This window comes from Fusibacter sp. QWL-12 (assembly GCF_058683495.1).
This window is the reverse complement of record NZ_CM178745.1, coordinates 3,025,094-3,044,583: the sequence shown is the minus strand read 5'-3', so window position 1 is coordinate 3,044,583 and position 19,490 is coordinate 3,025,094. Positions and strand designations below refer to the sequence as shown.

At 36.6% G+C, this 19,490-nt stretch carries 11 protein-coding genes; all 11 read right to left on the bottom strand.

Going from position 1 to position 19,490, the window contains the following annotated elements:
* Window positions 1-98: 98 nt before the first annotated feature.
* Complete coding sequence (locus AC4PID_RS14565) at window positions 99-710, bottom strand: hypothetical protein (protein WP_492132718.1); 612 nt, start codon at window positions 708-710, stop codon at window positions 99-101.
* Window positions 707-2,080 carry an ADP-ribosylglycohydrolase family protein gene (locus tag AC4PID_RS14560; protein WP_492132717.1) on the bottom strand — a complete coding sequence of 458 codons (1,374 nt, stop codon included), beginning with the start codon at window positions 2,078-2,080 and terminating at the stop codon, window positions 707-709. Before AC4PID_RS14560 ends, AC4PID_RS14565 begins: the two co-directional genes overlap by 4 nt.
* 33 nt (window positions 2,081-2,113) lie before the next feature.
* Window positions 2,114-3,151, bottom strand: a complete 1,038-nt coding sequence (locus tag AC4PID_RS14555) for an LEM-3-like GIY-YIG domain-containing protein (RefSeq protein WP_492132716.1) — start codon at window positions 3,149-3,151, stop codon at window positions 2,114-2,116.
* Window positions 3,152-3,287: 136 nt separating this feature from the next.
* Window positions 3,288-7,700, bottom strand: a complete 4,413-nt coding sequence (locus AC4PID_RS14550) for a coiled-coil domain-containing protein (protein ID WP_492132715.1) — start codon at window positions 7,698-7,700, stop codon at window positions 3,288-3,290.
* Window positions 7,701-7,739: 39 nt separating this feature from the next.
* A complete protein-coding gene (locus AC4PID_RS14545; protein ID WP_492132714.1) occupies window positions 7,740-8,474 on the bottom strand; it encodes a DUF6063 family protein in 735 nt (244 codons plus the stop codon).
* Complete coding sequence (locus AC4PID_RS14540; RefSeq protein WP_492132713.1) at window positions 8,458-10,044, bottom strand: hypothetical protein; 1,587 nt, start codon at window positions 10,042-10,044, stop codon at window positions 8,458-8,460. The genes AC4PID_RS14545 and AC4PID_RS14540 overlap by 17 nt, the downstream gene beginning before the upstream one ends.
* Window positions 10,019-11,047 carry a Wadjet anti-phage system protein JetD domain-containing protein gene (locus tag AC4PID_RS14535; protein WP_492132712.1) on the bottom strand — a complete coding sequence of 343 codons (1,029 nt, stop codon included), beginning with the start codon at window positions 11,045-11,047 and terminating at the stop codon, window positions 10,019-10,021. The genes AC4PID_RS14540 and AC4PID_RS14535 overlap by 26 nt, the downstream gene beginning before the upstream one ends.
* A gap of 35 nt (window positions 11,048-11,082) precedes the next feature.
* Entirely contained in the window at window positions 11,083-12,078 is a 996-nt protein-coding gene (locus AC4PID_RS14530) for a helix-turn-helix transcriptional regulator (RefSeq protein ID WP_492132711.1), read from the bottom strand.
* 129 nt (window positions 12,079-12,207) lie between these two features.
* Window positions 12,208-13,227, bottom strand: coding sequence for a hypothetical protein (locus AC4PID_RS14525; protein WP_492132710.1), 1,020 nt, complete (start codon window positions 13,225-13,227; stop codon window positions 12,208-12,210).
* 16 nt (window positions 13,228-13,243) lie between these two features.
* Entirely contained in the window at window positions 13,244-14,368 is a 1,125-nt protein-coding gene (locus AC4PID_RS14520) for a DUF4268 domain-containing protein (protein WP_492132709.1), read from the bottom strand.
* Between the two features lie 39 nt (window positions 14,369-14,407).
* Window positions 14,408-19,459, bottom strand: coding sequence for a DUF3320 domain-containing protein (locus AC4PID_RS14515; protein ID WP_492132708.1), 5,052 nt, complete (start codon window positions 19,457-19,459; stop codon window positions 14,408-14,410).
* Between the last annotated feature and the right edge of the window lie 31 nt (window positions 19,460-19,490).

The window sequence follows — 19,490 nt, the reverse complement described above, 5'->3', positions numbered from 1 at the left end:
TAATTATTGTATCAAACAGCAAGTACAATAAAACGGACAGTGCATCTCTCATTTTTCAATATTTATAATTTTCTCAAATGGGTCAAGACACCAATTTACTATCTTTCAATGTCAATATTAAATAGAGGCAGTAATTCGCCGATCGCTTTGTCTTCGAGGTAAAACCTATTTGCAGATTCAATATCCCCATCAAGTAACACATATGAAAGCCCAATATTATGTAGCATCAATTTTCTAATATCAGCCTCATTCAAGAACATCCTCTCAATTCTATCCCTTACCTGATTGCTTGTTGTTTTTCTTTCTTCGCTGAGAGCTTTTTCACCCAGGCTCAACCCTCTCTTGGTTTTCAGCTGCAAATGAAGGCTTAACCTTTTATGTAAGCTGTCCGCTGTTTTCCCAACGTATAAGGGAATCTTGCCATCAACATGAATTTGATTAATCCAATCATCAGAGAATTCCACATCAACATTTCTACCGTTTGGCCCTTTAAATCTCATTATTCGATTCACTTCCTCGGCCATAAAGGATTCTGATGAGCCTGTCCACCAAAAGGCATAAACTGCCCCTGAACTCGGAAAGATGTTTGCCTTTAATCTATAGCTCCCATCAGAAAGGTGATCGACAACATCCAGAAGATTAACATTTCGAAGTTCCTTTAGATTCTCTATTTCTCGCTGAATAACATCAATATTTAATCTCACTGTCAAACACCACCCTCATCAATACATTTTGCTGCATACGTCAACCGCTCAAATCTTCTTAACATCTTTAAAAATGTTTTGTCTTTTACCGCCGACTCCCAAAGTCCATCACAAAATCTTTCTTGCCGAATATATCCAGTTAAAATCGCCAGAGTCAACTCAAGGTCAGATTCTTCTATTGCTGTATTCATTTCTTCCGTACCATGTAGACCATGTTTTTCAATGACCTCAAGGTAGTTGTAGCAAATTAGATTTGATGAATATACTGCTTGGATAAAATCCTCCAATGTTTGTTCATATATAGGATATGGCATGGAAAAGTGATTCTCTCCAAGCTTTTCTCCACCACCCCAGGAACAAGCATTTTTCTCATTTACGTTTTCAAAGTAAGGGATGAATGCCAGCAGCTTATCAATGCTTCGTTTTGCCAGAGAGCGATGAAGCCGTTCTGAAAGCTCTTCAATGTAATCTTTACGCACGATTTTTGCGGTCCATTCAATTGGAATATTCTCGCTTCCATAGTATAGTCCCGCCAAGCCTCCTGCAACGGCTGCAACCGTATCCGTATCATCTCCAAGATTGACCGCCTTAAGAACACAATCTTTATATGTTTTTGTATTAATCAAGCACCAGATTGCAGCTTCTAGAGTGTCCACTACATAGCCACTGCTTCTTATTTCAGCCTCATTGATTTCTCTAAAGTTCTTTTCAGACAGCCGATGATAATGCCTAATTTCTGTTTCGTACTCCGATTTTCCCTTGTAGTACTCAAAAGCTTTGTAAATCCCCAACTCTACTGCAATGCTAAGGTCCATGTTCCCAATAAGCATTGATGCTACCGAAAGATAAATGCCACATGCTATTTGGCTTCGCTTATGAGCATGGGTTAAAGCAGACACTTGGTGGATCATATAAAATGCTTCGTCATGTTCCTGAAAGTCAGTGCCATACAACGATTGAATGTAGAACAGCAACGGTAGAATTCTCATAAGAGATCCATTGCCATTATCACGTTCACCTTCACCACCGCACTGTAATGGCGCTACTCCAGAGATATATCTCATAATTGCTTGTCTTGTGGCAACTCCTACATCAAACACTTTTCCATGAGGCGTGTACTTCCCTTCGGTGAGCCAGGATTTAAACTTCTCCATTACATCCTGATAATCAAGACCGTGACATAAGCTATCGAGAAGGCATAAATTCATGCTGGTATCATCTGACCATGTTCCAGACGGTTGGTTGTGCGTCCCGTATGACCTCATATCTGTAACTGAGTTTGCCTTGAGTTTTTCACGGCTATTAAATTCAACAGGTACTCCAAGTGCATCTGCTACACATAGACCCATTATCCCGTCAATAACTAGATTTTTCATGGTTATGCCCCTCCACATACATAATCTCTATCCTCATAAGTTCAAATACTTACATGGATTTGCTTCTCCCCTTGAATAGAGATGTTTAACGGATTTATCGAGATACTTTTCTCTTATAACCTCTGGAGCTAATATTCCATCAAAAAATATTCTTTCTGAATCAGTACATTTGCTCCAGCTCAAAGGCTTAAATACCTCCATGATTGTCCCATTTACAATGCTAAATACATATTCTGCATTTTGTGCTTTTATCAATGACAGCTTCCAATTACCTCTAGTAGCAGTGTAGATTTCATTTTTGGTCATCCCATCACGGTAAGTTGCATTTACCTTTATCAAAATTGCTTTTTCTTCAATCCTTGTTTCTTCGTCATCGTTTATGTCGTCAGATTCTTGCATATTGAAGCTCTCTTTAAAATTATTCACAAAGAAGTATTGAATCGGATTTGCATTTCCTTTTACGATAAATTCTTCAATTGAACGATGCAGATACCTTTCCTTGATTAAATCATAAGCTGGTATTCCCTCGAATCCAATTCTGTTGGAGTCCTCTGCTTTAAACCATGCTATAGGTTTAAAAACACCTCTCACAATCCCGTTATGAATACTAAGAACATAATCTGCTTTTTCAGCATTTACTTGATTTGCTTTCCACCATTTATTCGTTGCCTCATATATTTCTTGTTCATTCATATCGCTTCTATATTTGGCATTTATTTTTATTGTCATAACATTATCTTGGATCTCAATTTTTTTAGCTCCTAAAAGAATATCTAATTCCTCACAAGAAATTTTACCTCGTTCAATGGAATGCCCTTTGACACAGTTTGATAAATTATCAAGTCCAACAAAATCAATCAAAGCTGCTTCAACTTCAAAAGCCTCTTTCTCACTCATTCCATATCTGATAATCCAGTGTTCAACCTTTTGACCTCTACTTTTTATACTATTGATCACTTCAATTTTCTCAATATTTGAATCACTTTCCAAGTTTCCGTTGGCATGACTAAATACCCTATTTCCTTTGCCTTTTCCAATATAAAAGGTCTCTCCTGTATCAGGATAATTCAAGCAATATACGTAATACCCGATTTTCTCTTGCGTTAGTGGTGAAAACACTTCTATCCCTCCTTTAAAGACGAGAGTAATTCATTTTGCATGACTTAATACCGTGTGTACTTAACTTTGCATTTTCAATATGCTATTGCTAATCAATCTCTAAATGATCGAACAGCCTCATTTGAATGATTTCCTTTGATTCCGTTTTCTCATTCCGTATAGTATTGATGAACTGACCTTTAGCATTCTTTGTCTGTTCAATAATCATGTGTTTATCAAACAATATCTGTGCTGAACTTGGTACGTTGTGCGCAACACAGAGTAGTTGAGCATTGCTTTTATCGAGGAATCGCCTTACTGGTTCCCAAAGCTCAATTGAGGATGCAGATGCAAACGGATTATCCAAGAACATAAAAATCGGTGCTTTCATCTTGTCATTTATCACTGTCACATTGTTAAAATACTTAACCATCGTGATAGCAAACATAACATATGTTACATAGCTTTGACCTGATGATGCTGAAAGCCTTCCCCAACTATAGTATTTAGGCTTTTCTTGCTCAATCTTTAGTATCTGGATATTCAGCTTATCAAAATCAATTCCATATTGAATGATATTGTTAATGCTAAGCCGGTTTTTGATTTCCTTCTTAGTCATCCCTTCATTTTGGACTGAATACGCCAGTTCATAGACATAAGCCTTAAGTCTGCTTAGAGCAATATCATTTTCAATCCTGCAACTGTTCTCATCACTTAAGTTGATTTTAAATGATTCTTTTGTGTAATCACCGTACTTAAACTTTGAATACTCCGGAATTTTTGCAATCTCATCCAATATCGTTTTAAGCATTCTAAATACTTGTTCAGCAATCTCTTCATCAAGACGTCCGATGTTTTCAATCGATGTTTCTAAATTTCGAATAGTCGTATTGATGCTATCAGAAGTTTGTAAAAGGAGTTTTACAAGCAATATCGTTTCTTCAAACGTCCGCTTATTGGTAAGGTATTCTTTGAGCTTAAGCTTAAGCTGCTCGTTGATAATAAGCTTATGGAGCATGGCGTCGAGCTTTTTTATCTCCCCATTTATTCGACTAATTGCCTTATCATACTCTGCTTTCACTTTTGCGTAGCTTTTTTGCATTTCACTATAAGAAAGCATGAAATCTGATTTTACAGCGGTTTGCCAATTCAACGCATTTGTGTCACAAAAAACTTTGAACTGACCAAGCTCGTTCGTATATAGATTACGTTCCTCAGTTATGTCATTCATTGTTTTTCTAATAGTTTCAATTTGATCATTAACCTTCAATAGCTCTGTATGACTTTCTCTCTCCAAGCTAGATAATTGCTGCGCATCAAGAGCTTTAAATTTATCAAAGTACACAGTAATTTTATTCTCTAGTTTTTCGTAACCCTTTTTGCAGGCGATCAGTTCAGCTTTGACATTGTTTCTTTCTTCTTCAAATCCGTATTTCTTTTTATTCAAGTCTTCAATTTTCAGATCAATAACCTTAAACTCTTCCGGAGCAACCTTTTGAACATAATTAAGTGCGTAGACTTCCGAAAAATCTATCTGCCCGAACCTATGGTCTTCTTGGATATCTTGCATCAATTTATTCAGTTTGGCTTGCCTTTCAACCAGCTCTTCGTAATTCTGTGCCTTTTCATCGAATGCATGCTTTGCTGCTATAAATTTGCTGTAGAGATTGGCTACATCCGCTTCCTCTAATATGCCAAAGCTTTCATCCTTATAACCTTTCGATCCGTCTACATAGTCACGATATATGCGGATATTTTCTTTTAATCTTTCAATGGTCTTTTCAAGATGATCCTTTTCCTTTTGGGCAAGGTTAAGATCAGCATTGTTGTTGTCATTTTCATATTCTAAACTTGACTTCTCATCAATGAAATCTTTAATTCGAGCAGCAATTTCACTAATCTCGTTAGTCAATTTCAGTTTGGAAATGAGTAGTTGCTGCTTTTCATTTACCTCTGTATTTTCGTTTTCAAGCTTCTGAAGCTTATCCTTTAGTTCCTCTGCTTTAAGCTCTAGTGTTCGAATGTACTGCTCCTGCTGCAGCTTTGTCGCCGTTGATGCAGAAATTTCTTTTTCCAATTTACTTACAGATTCTAAATATTTTTCGACTGTTTGTAAGGGATACTTATAAATATGGGCGCTTAACAAGGCTATCTGTGTTTCTATCATTTCCTTTTCTGTAGTTAGAGCAGTTTGCTTTTCTGATAATTTATTGATTTCTTTACATCTCGATTCAATTGCCACTTCTGGATTGAGAAGATTTCTATAATACTCTCCATCACGGGTAAGCAGAAACAGTGAGTTGAATTGAAATTCTTCCTCAAATTTCTTTATAGCGGACCACGGCATTAACACCAAGTTTTCTTGAGCTACCGATATACTTACGGTTTTCTTACCTTCTGAAACACGCTTATAGTCATCATCTGCAACTATCAAGACCTCAGCAAAGCCCGGAAATCTATCAAGTATTTTTCTGGATTTCTCTTCATCCAGTTCTTTCAAAATATCCGATCCAAATTTCGCATATTTCCAGTCGCCTTTAATTGCATTAAGAGCATCATACTTTGATCTAGCTCTTAGGAACCCATAGTCTTCGAGTATTTTAATCTCGTCATTTAACTGATCTACAGATTTGTTGATTTCAATCAATCTTGAAGCATGACTTTCAACCTGTTTTTTAAACTGGCCACAAATTTCTTCGATATCACTCTCTTGAGCGGATGTCTTTGTCCTAATTTCTTTGAGAGAGTTTCTGTATGCTTCCACCCATTCATTTTTCTCTGAGAGCTGTCTTTTACGTTCACCGATGATTGTCTCAGTATTGTTTACATCACCTTTGGCTGTTATTTGCTCTTCTTTGTTCTTATTGATTGCTTCAGATGTGCCTTTCAATTCTAATGCAACACTTGTTTTTAGCGTTTCAAGGCATTTAAGCTCTTCTTCATCCAACAGCGAATTACTGAAATTAGGGTATTCTCTAAGTTCTTTGTCGATATCCGATAAAGAACTTTCCAAGTTGTACTTTTGATTATTAGCACTTGAGATGTTCTCTGTGCATTGTTTTAATCGTAATCCAAATTCGCCTTCAGCCTTTTTTATATCACCAATTTTCTGATTTACTTGAAACAAATGCTTATTATTCGAGTCAAGCTGAATCTCCAAATGGTCGATTTCTTTTTCTGCAATCATATAGATTGTATTCGCATATTCTGCTGTGATCTTTTTCTCGTCATAGTGTGCGCTCGTTAATTTCTCCAATCTTTCGTCGATCCCATTTTTTTCAGACTCATGTTGCTTGTAATCAATAGTCAAATTAATAGTCTCAAGTTTGGTCTTTTCTTGCTGCAGATCTTCTATTTCTGCATTTTGTTGATTCACGATCTCTGTTTTATAAGCGAGCGTCTTGTTTAGTTTTTCAAGTTCTATCTGAAGCTTGCGAATTTCAATATTTTCAATGTCTTTCTCGAAATTACTTTTCAGAACATTAAGTCCAACATGTTCAGCTTCCAATCCCCTCGAGCGCTCTTCCATTTGCCTGAGAGCAAATACATATGCCGCAGCTTGCTTAGGGTATTCTTTCAAATGAGTATCATACTCCTCAAGAGCATTTACTCTCCCATTCACAAATTCAATAAAGGCTGCAATTTCCTCTCTTAACCGCTCATACTCTGCTTTGTCAGCTTGAAATTTATTAAGTTCATTCAGACTCTGTGATTTTTCAAAAAGCGATTCCGCGAGTTGAGATGATCGGTCTACTTTTTCCAGATTCATTACGAATGCTCTAGCGTCAAGCGCTTTTTCTGTATTTGGAACAATAAAATTCATCAGCAGGTCCTTGGGGCGCTTACATTTTTCCTCAAAGAACTGCTTGATGTAGTTTTCGTCTTTGTTGATTTCTCTCAAGAATTCAAATACTTCTGAGTTGATTCCAAATTTCTTTAACTCCTGATAGTACCGACTCTTTTCATTTTCAAAAGTTTGTATGACAAAATAGCGACCGTGCTTATCGCTTCTCATTTTTGCCTGTAAAAAGTCCTTTATACTTTTATAGTTTGCAGGTGTTATCCTGTCGCCGTCCTCTTTGCACAATGGCAATGTTTCAATTGATAACGAATCTGCCGCTAAATTATTGCCAGCAATGATGTAATTCATATATTTGAGTCCCAAGTCGGAGTTATCTACTGCATCCGCAGCTTCATCACTATTTCTTGGCTCAGCCATAGCAGCAAACCCAAGATAGATATTGTTGAACTGGTGTCCTTCAATACTAAAATGAGATACCGAATGTACTGTTGATCCCAGTGTTACCCCTGAAAACAAATTAAGAACTTGGTTTTTATCAGAAAAAAATGAATTAGGCAAAACAGTTTGAAACAGCATCTGGGCTGCAAGACTTTTGCCTCCACCATTTTTCATATCAAGCAGAGCATTTTTGCCATCAATAAAGAAATACTCGTTTGGATACACAATCGAGTTATGATTAGCATGAACATTTACCAACCTAAAACCCTCTAATTTGGCCATATTTCTCCCTTCCTTCTCTAGAAACACATTATCTTCGATTTATTCAGTAATCAGGTTATCAAGGTAATTGTATATTTCAGCTTGAATTTCATCTGCATTGTAGGCATTCAAAATTGTAGCCTTGAAGCGGTCTGTAATGTAAATCACTTTGTCTCCATTCAAGTCGACCAGCTTAATAAGTTCTTGATTTTCCATAAAGCGAAGCGTTGTATTGAGCAGTTGGATTTTCGATGATTTACCATATTCCTTCCTGCTATCCCCTTCGCCCTTATCAAGCCTTACTCTGGGCAAATCAGACCATTTCTTTACTACAACTTCAAAGTTGTATGATTTCTCGTATGAGATTTCATCTAGATTAGCTTGTTCTCTTAGAATTTCTACCTTTTTATCAACAATATCCATCAAGTCGTTGCTTTTCATGAATGGCTTCATTGCTGAGGGGCTTGCTTCTGGGAAAAACTCAGTAATAACATTTGCAATGATAAATAGAGCTGTATACAGATCTTCGTTATTAAAGGAATATCCGAATTCTTTCCTCATCTCTTCGTTTGTATAACCAAATGTTTTTACTCCAGGTATCGGCGAGACGTAGAAGGTTCCAGCTTTTTCATTTAAAAATAGCCCCATTGTTTGGCATAGATTTTCTAAGTCACTCAGAGTATCTCCATCGTTAATAATACTTTCATGGATTATGGGAAATTCATCTCTTGAAAGACTTCCTTTTTCAATCAGCACTTTAAGAGCATTTCCTACGGCATCAATATTCTTGGCCATTTTTCAAGCTTCCTTTCTCAATCAAGCTAATTTTCAAATTCCCGATCGTTCTATCCTCTTCACCGTTAATTTGTACCTTTTGATCCGGTTCAGTTGCAATATGGATCTCGGCATTATAAGCCATTTTCATTTTCTCAAACCAGAAGTATGTTAATAGTTCTTGTACTTGGAACACTTCAATAGGTTTATCTATTATCAAGTTTCTTTCATTCAGTTGTATCACCTGCACATTATCAGAACCGTAATCATTCTCTCTTTGAGCATCCGGCAAATAGCTTAAGCTTAATAAGAAGCTTAAAAAGTCAATTGACCCTATTGCTGCTGTTCCCTTTCCTTGCTCAACATAGATTATAAAATCTGAGATATCCTCTATCGTAGTATTTATCTTAACCAGGTATTCGACCAACATCTCGAACAGTTTAAAATAATTGTTCTTCATTCGGCCATCGTAGATTTTTTCAAAGTCTTCATGTTTTTGCGGTTTTACATTGATTTCTTCGGCTGCTATGTTCTCCATTTGCCTTGTAACCTTTTGCCCCGATAACGCGACCGTAACCCCAAATCGCTTGTTTCGTTTCGGCAATAGTAATGGCTGAACAGAATTTATAAATTTATCGATAGGGGTATCGAGTTTTGTCAATTCATCAAAGTGCTCCTGTAAATTGAACAGACTTAGAAAGATATTAATCATCGATGATTTATCAATTTCAAGCATCTCAACTGGCATTTTTGAAATTTCATTTGTATACAGGGCTTGAAGGTTCGAACTCTTGCTGAGTTCAATTTCAATAGCTCTTAACACCTCGATATCTTCGGGTGTGAGTGTAATGTTATTCTTTTCTAGGTATTCGCTCTCCTTGTAAAGCTGCAGGCGCTCCTTGGCATCTTCATAGTGACTTGTTTCTTCGCTGCGAAGTTCAAAGAAATCGCCCCAATATTTTTTGTAAAGTCTACTCGCTTCATCACGGCCAAATCTGTTCATCGACAAGATTTCGGTCTTAATGTCCAATTGCCTCAAGGTTTCCAGATTAATGCTCTTAATGGTATTTAGAGCTGCTTTATACTTTTTCTTTTCCAATTGCAGTTTGAAAAGGTATAACGCCACGGTCAACTTAGCTTCCTGTGGAATCTCCTTTGATGAAATAAGAAACTCCAAACCTTTATCGGTTATCTTGAAGCCTTCATCTTTTAGGCTGTAATCCACATAGGCAACCTTAACCGATTTTACACTGCGAATTTCGTGATCATAATATTCAAATTTGATTGGATCTCCATTCGGTTTAGCTCCTTGAAGCTTGGAAATTAGGTTCTCGGCAATCTCATCCAAGTTGTATTCATCAACATACGCAATACCACTTAAGTACTCATTTATAAAAGTTTTGATTTCATATACTTTCATCGCATATGCATTCAGTCGCCCTTCCTCAACCATGTAAATGAGAAGTGATATTACCAAATTGCCAATATCGAACGCATAGGAAGCTCCCGACACAATATAATAATACAGCGAATATATCCCTATTATTTCCTGACGGTTACTGGCATCAGAATAGTCTATATTGTAATTCATCCATTGTCACCTTCATATCATCATAGTTTAATGCTTCCTGCGGAATACATCCCGCAGATTCCAATATTGACATTATTGTGGTTCTATCTTCGTCATATAGGTTTGTCAGTATGTCTTCCGCTTTTGAGTTATCAATCGTTCGTTTTTTGTAAAGCGCCCGTCCTTCGTAGCTAAGCAAGCTATGGTAAAGAGCCCTTGAGAGCTTGATGTTATGCTGCGGATACTTTTCTATAAGCGACCTTGCAATATCAAAACCTTCTTGATCAACGTCTCCATAGTATAAAAACAAATCGTTGTTCCCGAGGCTATATACATGCAAGAACTTAAAGATCTTAATAACTGCTCTTCCTTCTCCGAAGAGAACACCTTTGATGTTGGACTCTTTCCCAGCTAATAGTCTTAGTAGTGAAAAGCAGGTATCTTTATTCTCGACAACTAGAACCGTATCACCATCGGACGATGTCGGATAATAGAAGGGCGATATTGTATCCACATACGGAATGTCACTAATCTCTAGCCCCAGATTGTTAAGGATACGTTTCCCATTCACTGAAGCTTTTTCGGGCTGTGATAATGCTTTTTCGTCTTTGAAAACCACATATGAAATTTCATTGAGCGTCAATTCTCCAGAATTTCTATGTAGAAGGGCTTTTAATCTCTCAATGTGGGGTCTATCAATATGATATTGCTCTAAATTCTTCAGATAGTATGAAGCGTCCATCCCTAAATCGTGGCAAAACAAATCAAGATCTACGTCTCCAGATTGACCTTCCAAATTCCATTTATTAATAGTGATTTTTCTCTGGATAGAATCCAAATTTGTCTCACCTTTGGCACTTCTCTTTATTTGAATAATTCTTTGGTCATCCAAATCTTGAAGCTGCTGAATATATTCATTGATTTCTTCACGAGACCATTGCAGTACCGGTTTCTTACGATATTCGAAAGCTAGATCATATATATCTATTGTTTTCTTGCTATAGTTTTTTAGAATATTTATCATCAACATTGCCTCCAATGATTTATACTCGAGCGTTTCTAAATTTCTAGCTGGTATTGATCAAGAATTCCACTCAAATGTAGTTTATACTGCTCAATCACCGGCTCTGGAGATAGTATTTTCACCTTGCTTCCAAACTGTGATATCCAAGCAAAGAAAGTAGAGCTTACGGCTACCTTAATCCAGATACAGAAGCTATTTTCATCCTTTTTTCCAATCGCAACGTCTTTGCCAAAGCGGTCGATAACTGCATTTACAAGCGAATTATCAAATTGCAGCTGTACCAGAACTTCCTCACCACCGAACATGTTAAAAACCTTTTTTGTATACTCAGCAATATCGAAATGCTCCCTATCCGGCAGCGGATCTCTTTCCTCATCAATCAGATCGATATCTGTCATTCGATCTACCCGGTAATGTGTAAATCCATTATATTTAGTCGAAAAAGTAATCAGATAATAATTCTCATCATCCCATGACAAGCCATACGGACTCACCGAATATTTGTCACCATTCTTTCTGAATGCCTTTTCTTTCTTGATATCGTAGTCAAAGTATTTGAATGACACCTTTTTGTTCTCTGCAATTGCTGTATGAAGCCTGTCCACATTGTAGTAAATGCTTTCATTGATGGTCTTGACTCTATTCGAGACATAAACCTGTCTCTGCAACGATTGAGCCTGTCTATAGCTCGCTAAACTCTCAATCTTCTTGATAAGCTCATTGCTTTTCTTATGTGTAACAAACTTTGAACATTGGACAGCATCAACTAATAGCTTGAGCTCGGGGAGCTCAAATAATCTGCTGGCAACAAAATAGTCAGTGGTCTTTGACTTGCGTGTCGCAATATCCAATCCGTAATGTCTTAATGCTTCCAAATCATCATAAATAGATTTTCGCTCAGCGGTTATTCCATAGCGCTCAAGCTCTGCGATCATATCATTAATCGTCAAGGTATTTTCTTCGTCTGTCTTTTCATTCAGTGTTTTAAGCAAGTACAGCAGCTTCAATTTCTGATTTGAACTCTTGGCCATAGCATCCACCTCATAATATCAATCCCAAATAATTACACCTCCTATGATAACATATTATCACAAGAGGTGTCCATTAAAACGGATAGTGATTAAACTAGAAGGACAGCTCCATTGATTTTACCAACTCAATTACCTTCTTAGAGCACCACTATACTCATTAAGTTCTGAAATTCGATTGATTCTGCAAAAATAGTTGAAGAATTCTTCTGCAAGGTTATGATCTTTAGTTCCCTTTTTAATTTCTGAAATATCACGCAGAATTAGCGCAGCGACATCATCTTGAAAATATCTATGGAGTCCAGAGTTCCACGCAGGGATACCTGGATTATTGCTATTACAGTGATAGTTCCAGAACAACATTTTTTGAGCTTCAGTTGGCGAGAGTTTCAGTTTGTATTTTGATGTTGTTGAAACGTACCCCTCATCCCTATTGTCGCCTTCATACGTATCATCTACCAGAAAAACGGCAAATATGTATCTTTCATTTTCCGAACTGCCTGGATTACGAGTCGTAAGAACACACAAGCTGTTATTTTGAACCTGATGTAGCTTCATCGGCTCACCTTTTCGATCGCCATTTTGAACGATGCCTGCAAGCGCCTTCCAATCTCTTAACATCTGGCTTTCATAGCAGACAAATCCGCCATCATCGCAATGTGCATCCAGTTCTTCACGAGATATCTTGCCGTTATAATAATCCAAACATGCACAGTCTTCTGAGTTACACCATGTTCTGCGTTCTATAGCGATATTGTTATTTATAATGGAGTCACTACAAACCCCTTCAAAACCAACTTGTTTGTCCGATCTTCCCCCATCACAATAGTTGCACTTAAATGCAATATTGGCTCTCGCCATCTTTTTATTCTTAACTTCTGGTTCTTTGGCTGCTGCAGCGTGCTTGATAGCAGCCACTTCTGATTTGATAGCTTTTTCTTCTGCTTCCTTCTGTTCTTTTTCTTTTTTTATAGTGTCAATATATGCAGCAAAGCTATCATCTTCAGCCACCAAAAATGAACCAAAGGCTTCAGGAAACTGGAACCTCTTATCTCCCACTGAAAATGATACGACAACTAAGTTGTCATCACTCTCAATAACAGTTCCGGTTCCAAATGCTTTATGTTTTACAATCTGCCCTTGTATGTTCATTTCACTAACCTCCCGTTCATAGGCTCTGTTTAAGCTTATTTATGTTTTTCTTCAAAGCGTCATTCAATTTGATCATATTTTCCACTAAAAAATGCTGCATCTGTGGCCAATCGTCTTCGTTAAAGACATTCACCCCATCTAAAATATAAGTAATTCTGGACATCTTTTTGTCATCTAATCTCTGCCATGACAAAGGTGACCCAAATGTCTGCTCGATATTCTCTTTATCTTCAAATAACAAATCGAAGATTCTCTTGTTTTCTTCTTGGTTCGGTTTATTTATCCCAAGTTCAACCGCTGCATACTTTTTCGTGATAACAAAACTATAGCCTAAACCACTCATGCCTGCGCCTGCTGTCAGCCAATGGTCATAATGAGTCGAATCTGTGCTGATACCACTAAACAACTGTGACTTCGCATTCATCATAGGAAGCAGTTCATTCCAAAACCGATTTCTAATAATCTCTCTTTCTGCAATCTCAGCTCCAGTTGCTATTTCATCATGAGCCTTCTCATCAAGGGAGATCGTTATATCCGCCACATCTTTTACAGGTATAATCTGCTCCGTATCAAGCAACAAATGACCCTCAAACAGATACGGTGTCACTTTGATGCACTGAATCTGGATCCTGAACTTCCTTGCCCACAAAACTGTTGAAGTCACTTCTTTACGAAACTCTCTGGCAACCAGAATAATCCTCTGGGAAAGGTCATGGTTCAATTGCACCTCATCAAAGTCCGATTTGTTCAGGAAATCGCATATTTTATCTTCTGCTATAATGCCAGGTTCTGTTTTATTCAGATAATCTTGATAAATCTTACGAATACCTTCTTTCCCTAAAGTTGAACAGTATGAAGCATATTTCATTGCCTGCCACGTAACATCTTTCCCTGAATCATCGAGCTTATTTTCAATGATTACAAGATTACCCTTGCGATCAATGGCAAGTAAATCGAGTCTTTCGTTGGTATCCGAAAAGCCGCTGAACTCCTTTTGAATGATCAGGAGCTCCTCACCCAAAATAGTTGGTTCTTTTACAATCCATTCCTGCAAATCATCTCTTTCCTTTAATCCTAACGACGAGAATGTAATGGCTTCTATCTTCTTAGACTGTTTGTTATCTCTATTGATGATATACATGGTTCACCTCATTTCAAATCACTAATAGCGCATAAAGCCTTAGAGAACGATAACTTTTCCATCAACCTCTTTGACTTTTCCGCTTAATGTTAGATGTTCATATGCTTCCATCATTGAACTATTGATTTTATCAGATTTTCTCTTAAACCCATAAGCCCTTGCCGTTTCTGAGCAAACTGAATCAACAGTGGCTCCTACGCAGACTCTGGCTACATGATGCATAGCAACAGCAAGTTCTTCTGTGCAAATATGCTGGATTTGTCTAGTATTGTTATGCATTGGCTTTATGGCAATATCCTTATTAGGCACAAAGAAATCACCCTTTTTAATGACCTGTTTTTTTAGTTGTTGAAGCTTATAATCCACTTCTTTCCTTACAGTAGATGTCACTTTTTCAAAACCAAACAGTGGTGCTATTCGCTTACAAAGCAAATCGTAATGGACAGGAAATTCTACATTAACGACTTCCATGATGCAGTCAGCAAGATCCAAGTAACCATTTGCATCTCTAGGGAGTCGTTCAAAGCTTGCTGTATTTCTGATCTCAAATTGATAAGGATTATCTTCGTCCTCTTCCCTTGTATCTTTAATATCAATCGTCAAGTATGTCTGTTCTGTGCTTTCTTCTATTTGTTCAGTTCGTTCAAATAGTGAATCGTCTGTTTCGTTACTACAATCTAACAGAGCCTTTTCAACTGCATCTACTAATTTTTGGCCTTCCGTAACCGGATCTTTGATCCAGTCGGTAGACCATATTCTATATATTTTCCATCCCATGTCTTCAAGTACTGCTTGTCTCAGTCGATCTCTTTCTCTGGCTGTCCTTGCTGAGTGATAGGCAGCACCATCACATTCAATACCAAGAACATATTTCCCACTATGTGTTGGATGCTTAATTGCAAGATCTATTCTATATCCGGAACATCCAATTTGAGATCCAACTTTGTATCCTTTTCTATCCAGATAATTGTATACAGCTTCTTCAAAAGCTGAATCATGTTCAATGATATTATTATCTATAACTTCAGCCAGGAACACAGATGGACCATTTATAGCAAAATCAATATAGCTTCTAAGTAATTTGGGTCCATCTGAGGTTACTCTATTCAGGTCGATATCTGTTGGCATAATAGAACCAACCAGTTTAACATTGTGCTTTGCTCTGGTAATCGCAACATTTAGCCTTCTTTCACCACCAGTTTTGCTCAACGGACCAAAGTTCATGTGCATCTGTCCACCTTGAGGTGGTTTTGCATATCCAATACTAAAGATAATTGTATCTCTTTCATCCCCTTGAACATTTTCTAGATTTTTAATAAAGAACGCTTCTTCCAGATCTTCTTTAAAAAAGTGTTCATAAGACTGATTATTCATTCTTAAGTGGCGAACTGCCGCATCAATGGCTTGTTGCTGAACTTCCCCAAATGCAATTACACCTAATGAGCGATTTGGGAACCGCTTGAAATGATCAAATACCATTTCTGCAATCCTTTGCGCTTCGATAATATTTCCCTTTTTCCCACCTCTATCGTAAAATCCTTCTTTGACATAAACATATTCAACACCGTTATCTTTCACTTTTTCTGAGTTTGAAGGGAAAGTAACTAACTTATTCTTGTAAATTTTTGCATTTGAAAACGCAATCAAATGTTCATGTCTACTCCTGTAATGCCATAATAGAGTTCTTTCAGGTAACAAATTAGCTTCATCCAAAATTGACTCATATGCATTCACATCTTCTGAATCATCATCTTCATCATTATCAAAATCATCATCAGATACAGATGCTGAGAAGAAATTCGTAGGTGGAAGCTGTTTACTATCACCTGCAATAATAACTTGCTTTGCTCTCGAGATTGCACCTATAGCATTTTCAGTATTAATTTGTGATGCTTCATCAAATATTACAAGATCAAATTCATAGCTCTCTGACTCAAGAAAAATACTCACTGACAATGGTGACATCATCAAACATGGTTTTAAAGTTAATAATAAGTTAGGGATCTGAGCAAACAGCTTTCTAATAGGCATAATTCTTCTCTGTTTACTCAGTTCTCTTTTTAATATGCTGATTTCATCTGCACCATTTGTAAATCTAGAGAGAGAAGGCAGGTTCTCAATAAGTTTTTTCTTTATCCTTGCTTTGGCTATATCTAATTGTTCTCTGTCTAAAGCTGAAAATTCACTAATTAAGTGGTCTTGATTCTTTCTTCTAAAGTTCATTACATCTGGATATTGGGGCATTATAGCATCAAGCCATAAACGATAAAATCGCTTTCTAAAAACCGGTATGATTTTACTAGTTTCTATCTGTTGGTCCTTAATCTTGCATATATAATCTTCTAAACCTTCACTAATGCAATTCTCTTGTGCGGTTCTAAAATCAATCCATTCTTCAAGGCTTGCAAGGCCATTCTGACATCTGTTAATTCGTTCAATGAGCATGCTAAAGTTGGCCATTAACAATGAATCTTTATCATCAAATAGCGATAAAAACCATTTAAATTCTAAGTCAATTTGCTGTAGCAAAGAGTTTACTTTTACTAAATATTCGGAGCAGAGAGTCACCTTTGCATTATCACTACAAACGTTCTCACAAAACGCCTTATTAATATCATACCGTTCTACAATTTTTCTGAATTCACTCGCCCATTCTAGTGATTTTCTTACTTGAATCCAGTCAGTATTGAAGCCAGCATACATGCCTTCATAATGGTTCTTTAGTTTGAATTCATTTTCTTCTATCGAGCTCGTCATAGATTTTAGAGAATTCAATGTATTAAGACTCAGCTTAATATTTGAATACATTTCCAATGATGATTCTAAAACTTTCAAATCAGTATTTTCACCATTGAACGCTTCAAAAAACTGCATTTTGTACTCTTGAGATTTTTCAGTCACCCACTTAGACAATTCATCCAATTGCTTCAAATGCGTAAGAATCTCTACAACAGTACCATCATCAATCTTTTTTACTATAGTTTTGTATTTTCCTAAAATCTCTTTTCGGTCTGTTCTATACTGTTTTTTGAAAAACTTAAAGAATGACGTATATTCAGTTTTAAATCTAAGTAACATCGACTGATAATCAATATTAAAAACTTCACTCTCAAAAGTATTTAGTAAGTCTTCTTTTAACGAACGATAATCACCCAGTTTGCAACTCAGCTCATCAAAAAGACTCTTTGCCTTATCAAAACACGCGGTCTTGTTCCAAGTATCAAATGAGTTATTTTTATCTATAATCGAAGTCCACTTTGCAATAGCATCATCAATCTGCACCGTAGTCAAAAGTTCTCTATCATCGGCACTTATCATATCAGAGCTCATCTTTTCAATTGTCCGGTAGATTGAAAACAAATCTTCTTTTGATTCCATATACTTTGTTTTGATGGCCGAATACTCATCAATTTCTTTAAATAGTCCTGATAAATCATCACCTATTATCCAACTTACAGGTACCTGCGGCGAACGAGATGAGACTTCCAAAATTTCAGACATACCCTGTAAAGTTGCATATGAGTTAACACCCTTAAGCCCCAACGAACTTTCTATTTTTAAGGAAAGATCTAGTGCATTACCAAGCTTAGGAATTAGATTTTTCAAATTCGAACTTATATCATGTCTCAATTCATTAGTTACAATCGCAACATTCGCACTATTCCAAGGGTTTGATTTATAATCATCAGTCATTTTTCCCATGGTATGAACGAATTGATTAAGTAAGTTAATAAGCCGGTTATATTTTTGTGACGTTGTTTCATTGACTTGGGGGACACTAAAGATAATATCCTCATATTGATTTAAGTTTGCCAATATTCCGTTAACCTCATAGATTGTTTTCTCTAGAGGTAACACTTTTGTGTGAATTGCTTCAATATAGGCATTCAGTTTCTCTTTATCTGTCTGTAAAAGATCAAGTTTTTGAAAAGCTTCATCATTTAACTTAACAGTATTCTGAGTAAAATCAAGAACAGTACGTAGTTGCTCAAGTACTTCTTTCTTATTTGCTTTATGACTATGCAGGGTTAGACAAAAATCTTCTAATCCCGAAATAGATAGTCTTCTATGTACAACCTCTAGTGCTGCCATTTTTTCTGATACAAATAAAACCTTTTTCCCATCCGCAATACTTTCTGCAATGATATTTGTTATAGTCTGGCTTTTGCCCGTTCCAGGAGGGCCTTGCAACACAAAGCTAACGCCTTTTTTCGCACTCACAATGGCGTCTTGTTGACTTGAATCTGCATCAACCACTTGGAAAACATCAACTGGTTTCGTCTGTTTGTCATGATCAAAATTATTGATGCTATCAACATCATAATTAGATGCGCTTGCATCCCCTGAAATTGTCCGAATGACAGTATGAGCTTTTATCTTTTCCTTGTGTTTTTCAATGTCTCTGTACATATTAATTTTTAAAAACGACAACAAGCTCAGACTTGCATCCTCAACAAGATCCCATTTGTTTTTTGAAATCTGATCCCTTATTCGACTAAAGTATGATTTCAAATCTTGGTCTTCATCAATTTCAGGCAAAATAATCCCAAAGTCATTTTCCAATTTGTATTTCAAAGTTGGATTAATAACTATTTCGTCTTCATGAATATTGAGAATATAAGGATCATTGATTGATTCTATTGTCAATGATGCCGGTACTAAAACAAGTGGTGACATCATTGACTGTTCTGATTTACCTGATTCAGTCCATTTCAAAAATCCAAAAGACAAATATAGAATATTTACCCCAAGCTCTTCTGAAGCTGTTTTAGCCTTTTCTCTTAGTGATCTTAATGTCCTTTGTTGTTCCTTTATTGACTGGTTTGTTTGAATGTAGCTTTGTATATCGATTAAATCTTCTTCTATCAAGCTTAATTGCTCATTATCTGAATCCGACAGCTCTTCATCAAAAAAAGGGAATTCTATGGCTCTTTCATTCACAACAAAATCTTGCCACAGATTTAGAATGTCAGGTTTAATGATCTTCAAACTAGACCTTTTTGTCTCTTTGTAGTTTATCAGTCGGTTTCTTTTCCCAAGATCAAGTAGCTTATTTTTCCAAGCTTCTAATTTCAAATCTATGGCGGCCATATTTTCACTCCCTATCTACGAACGATTAAAT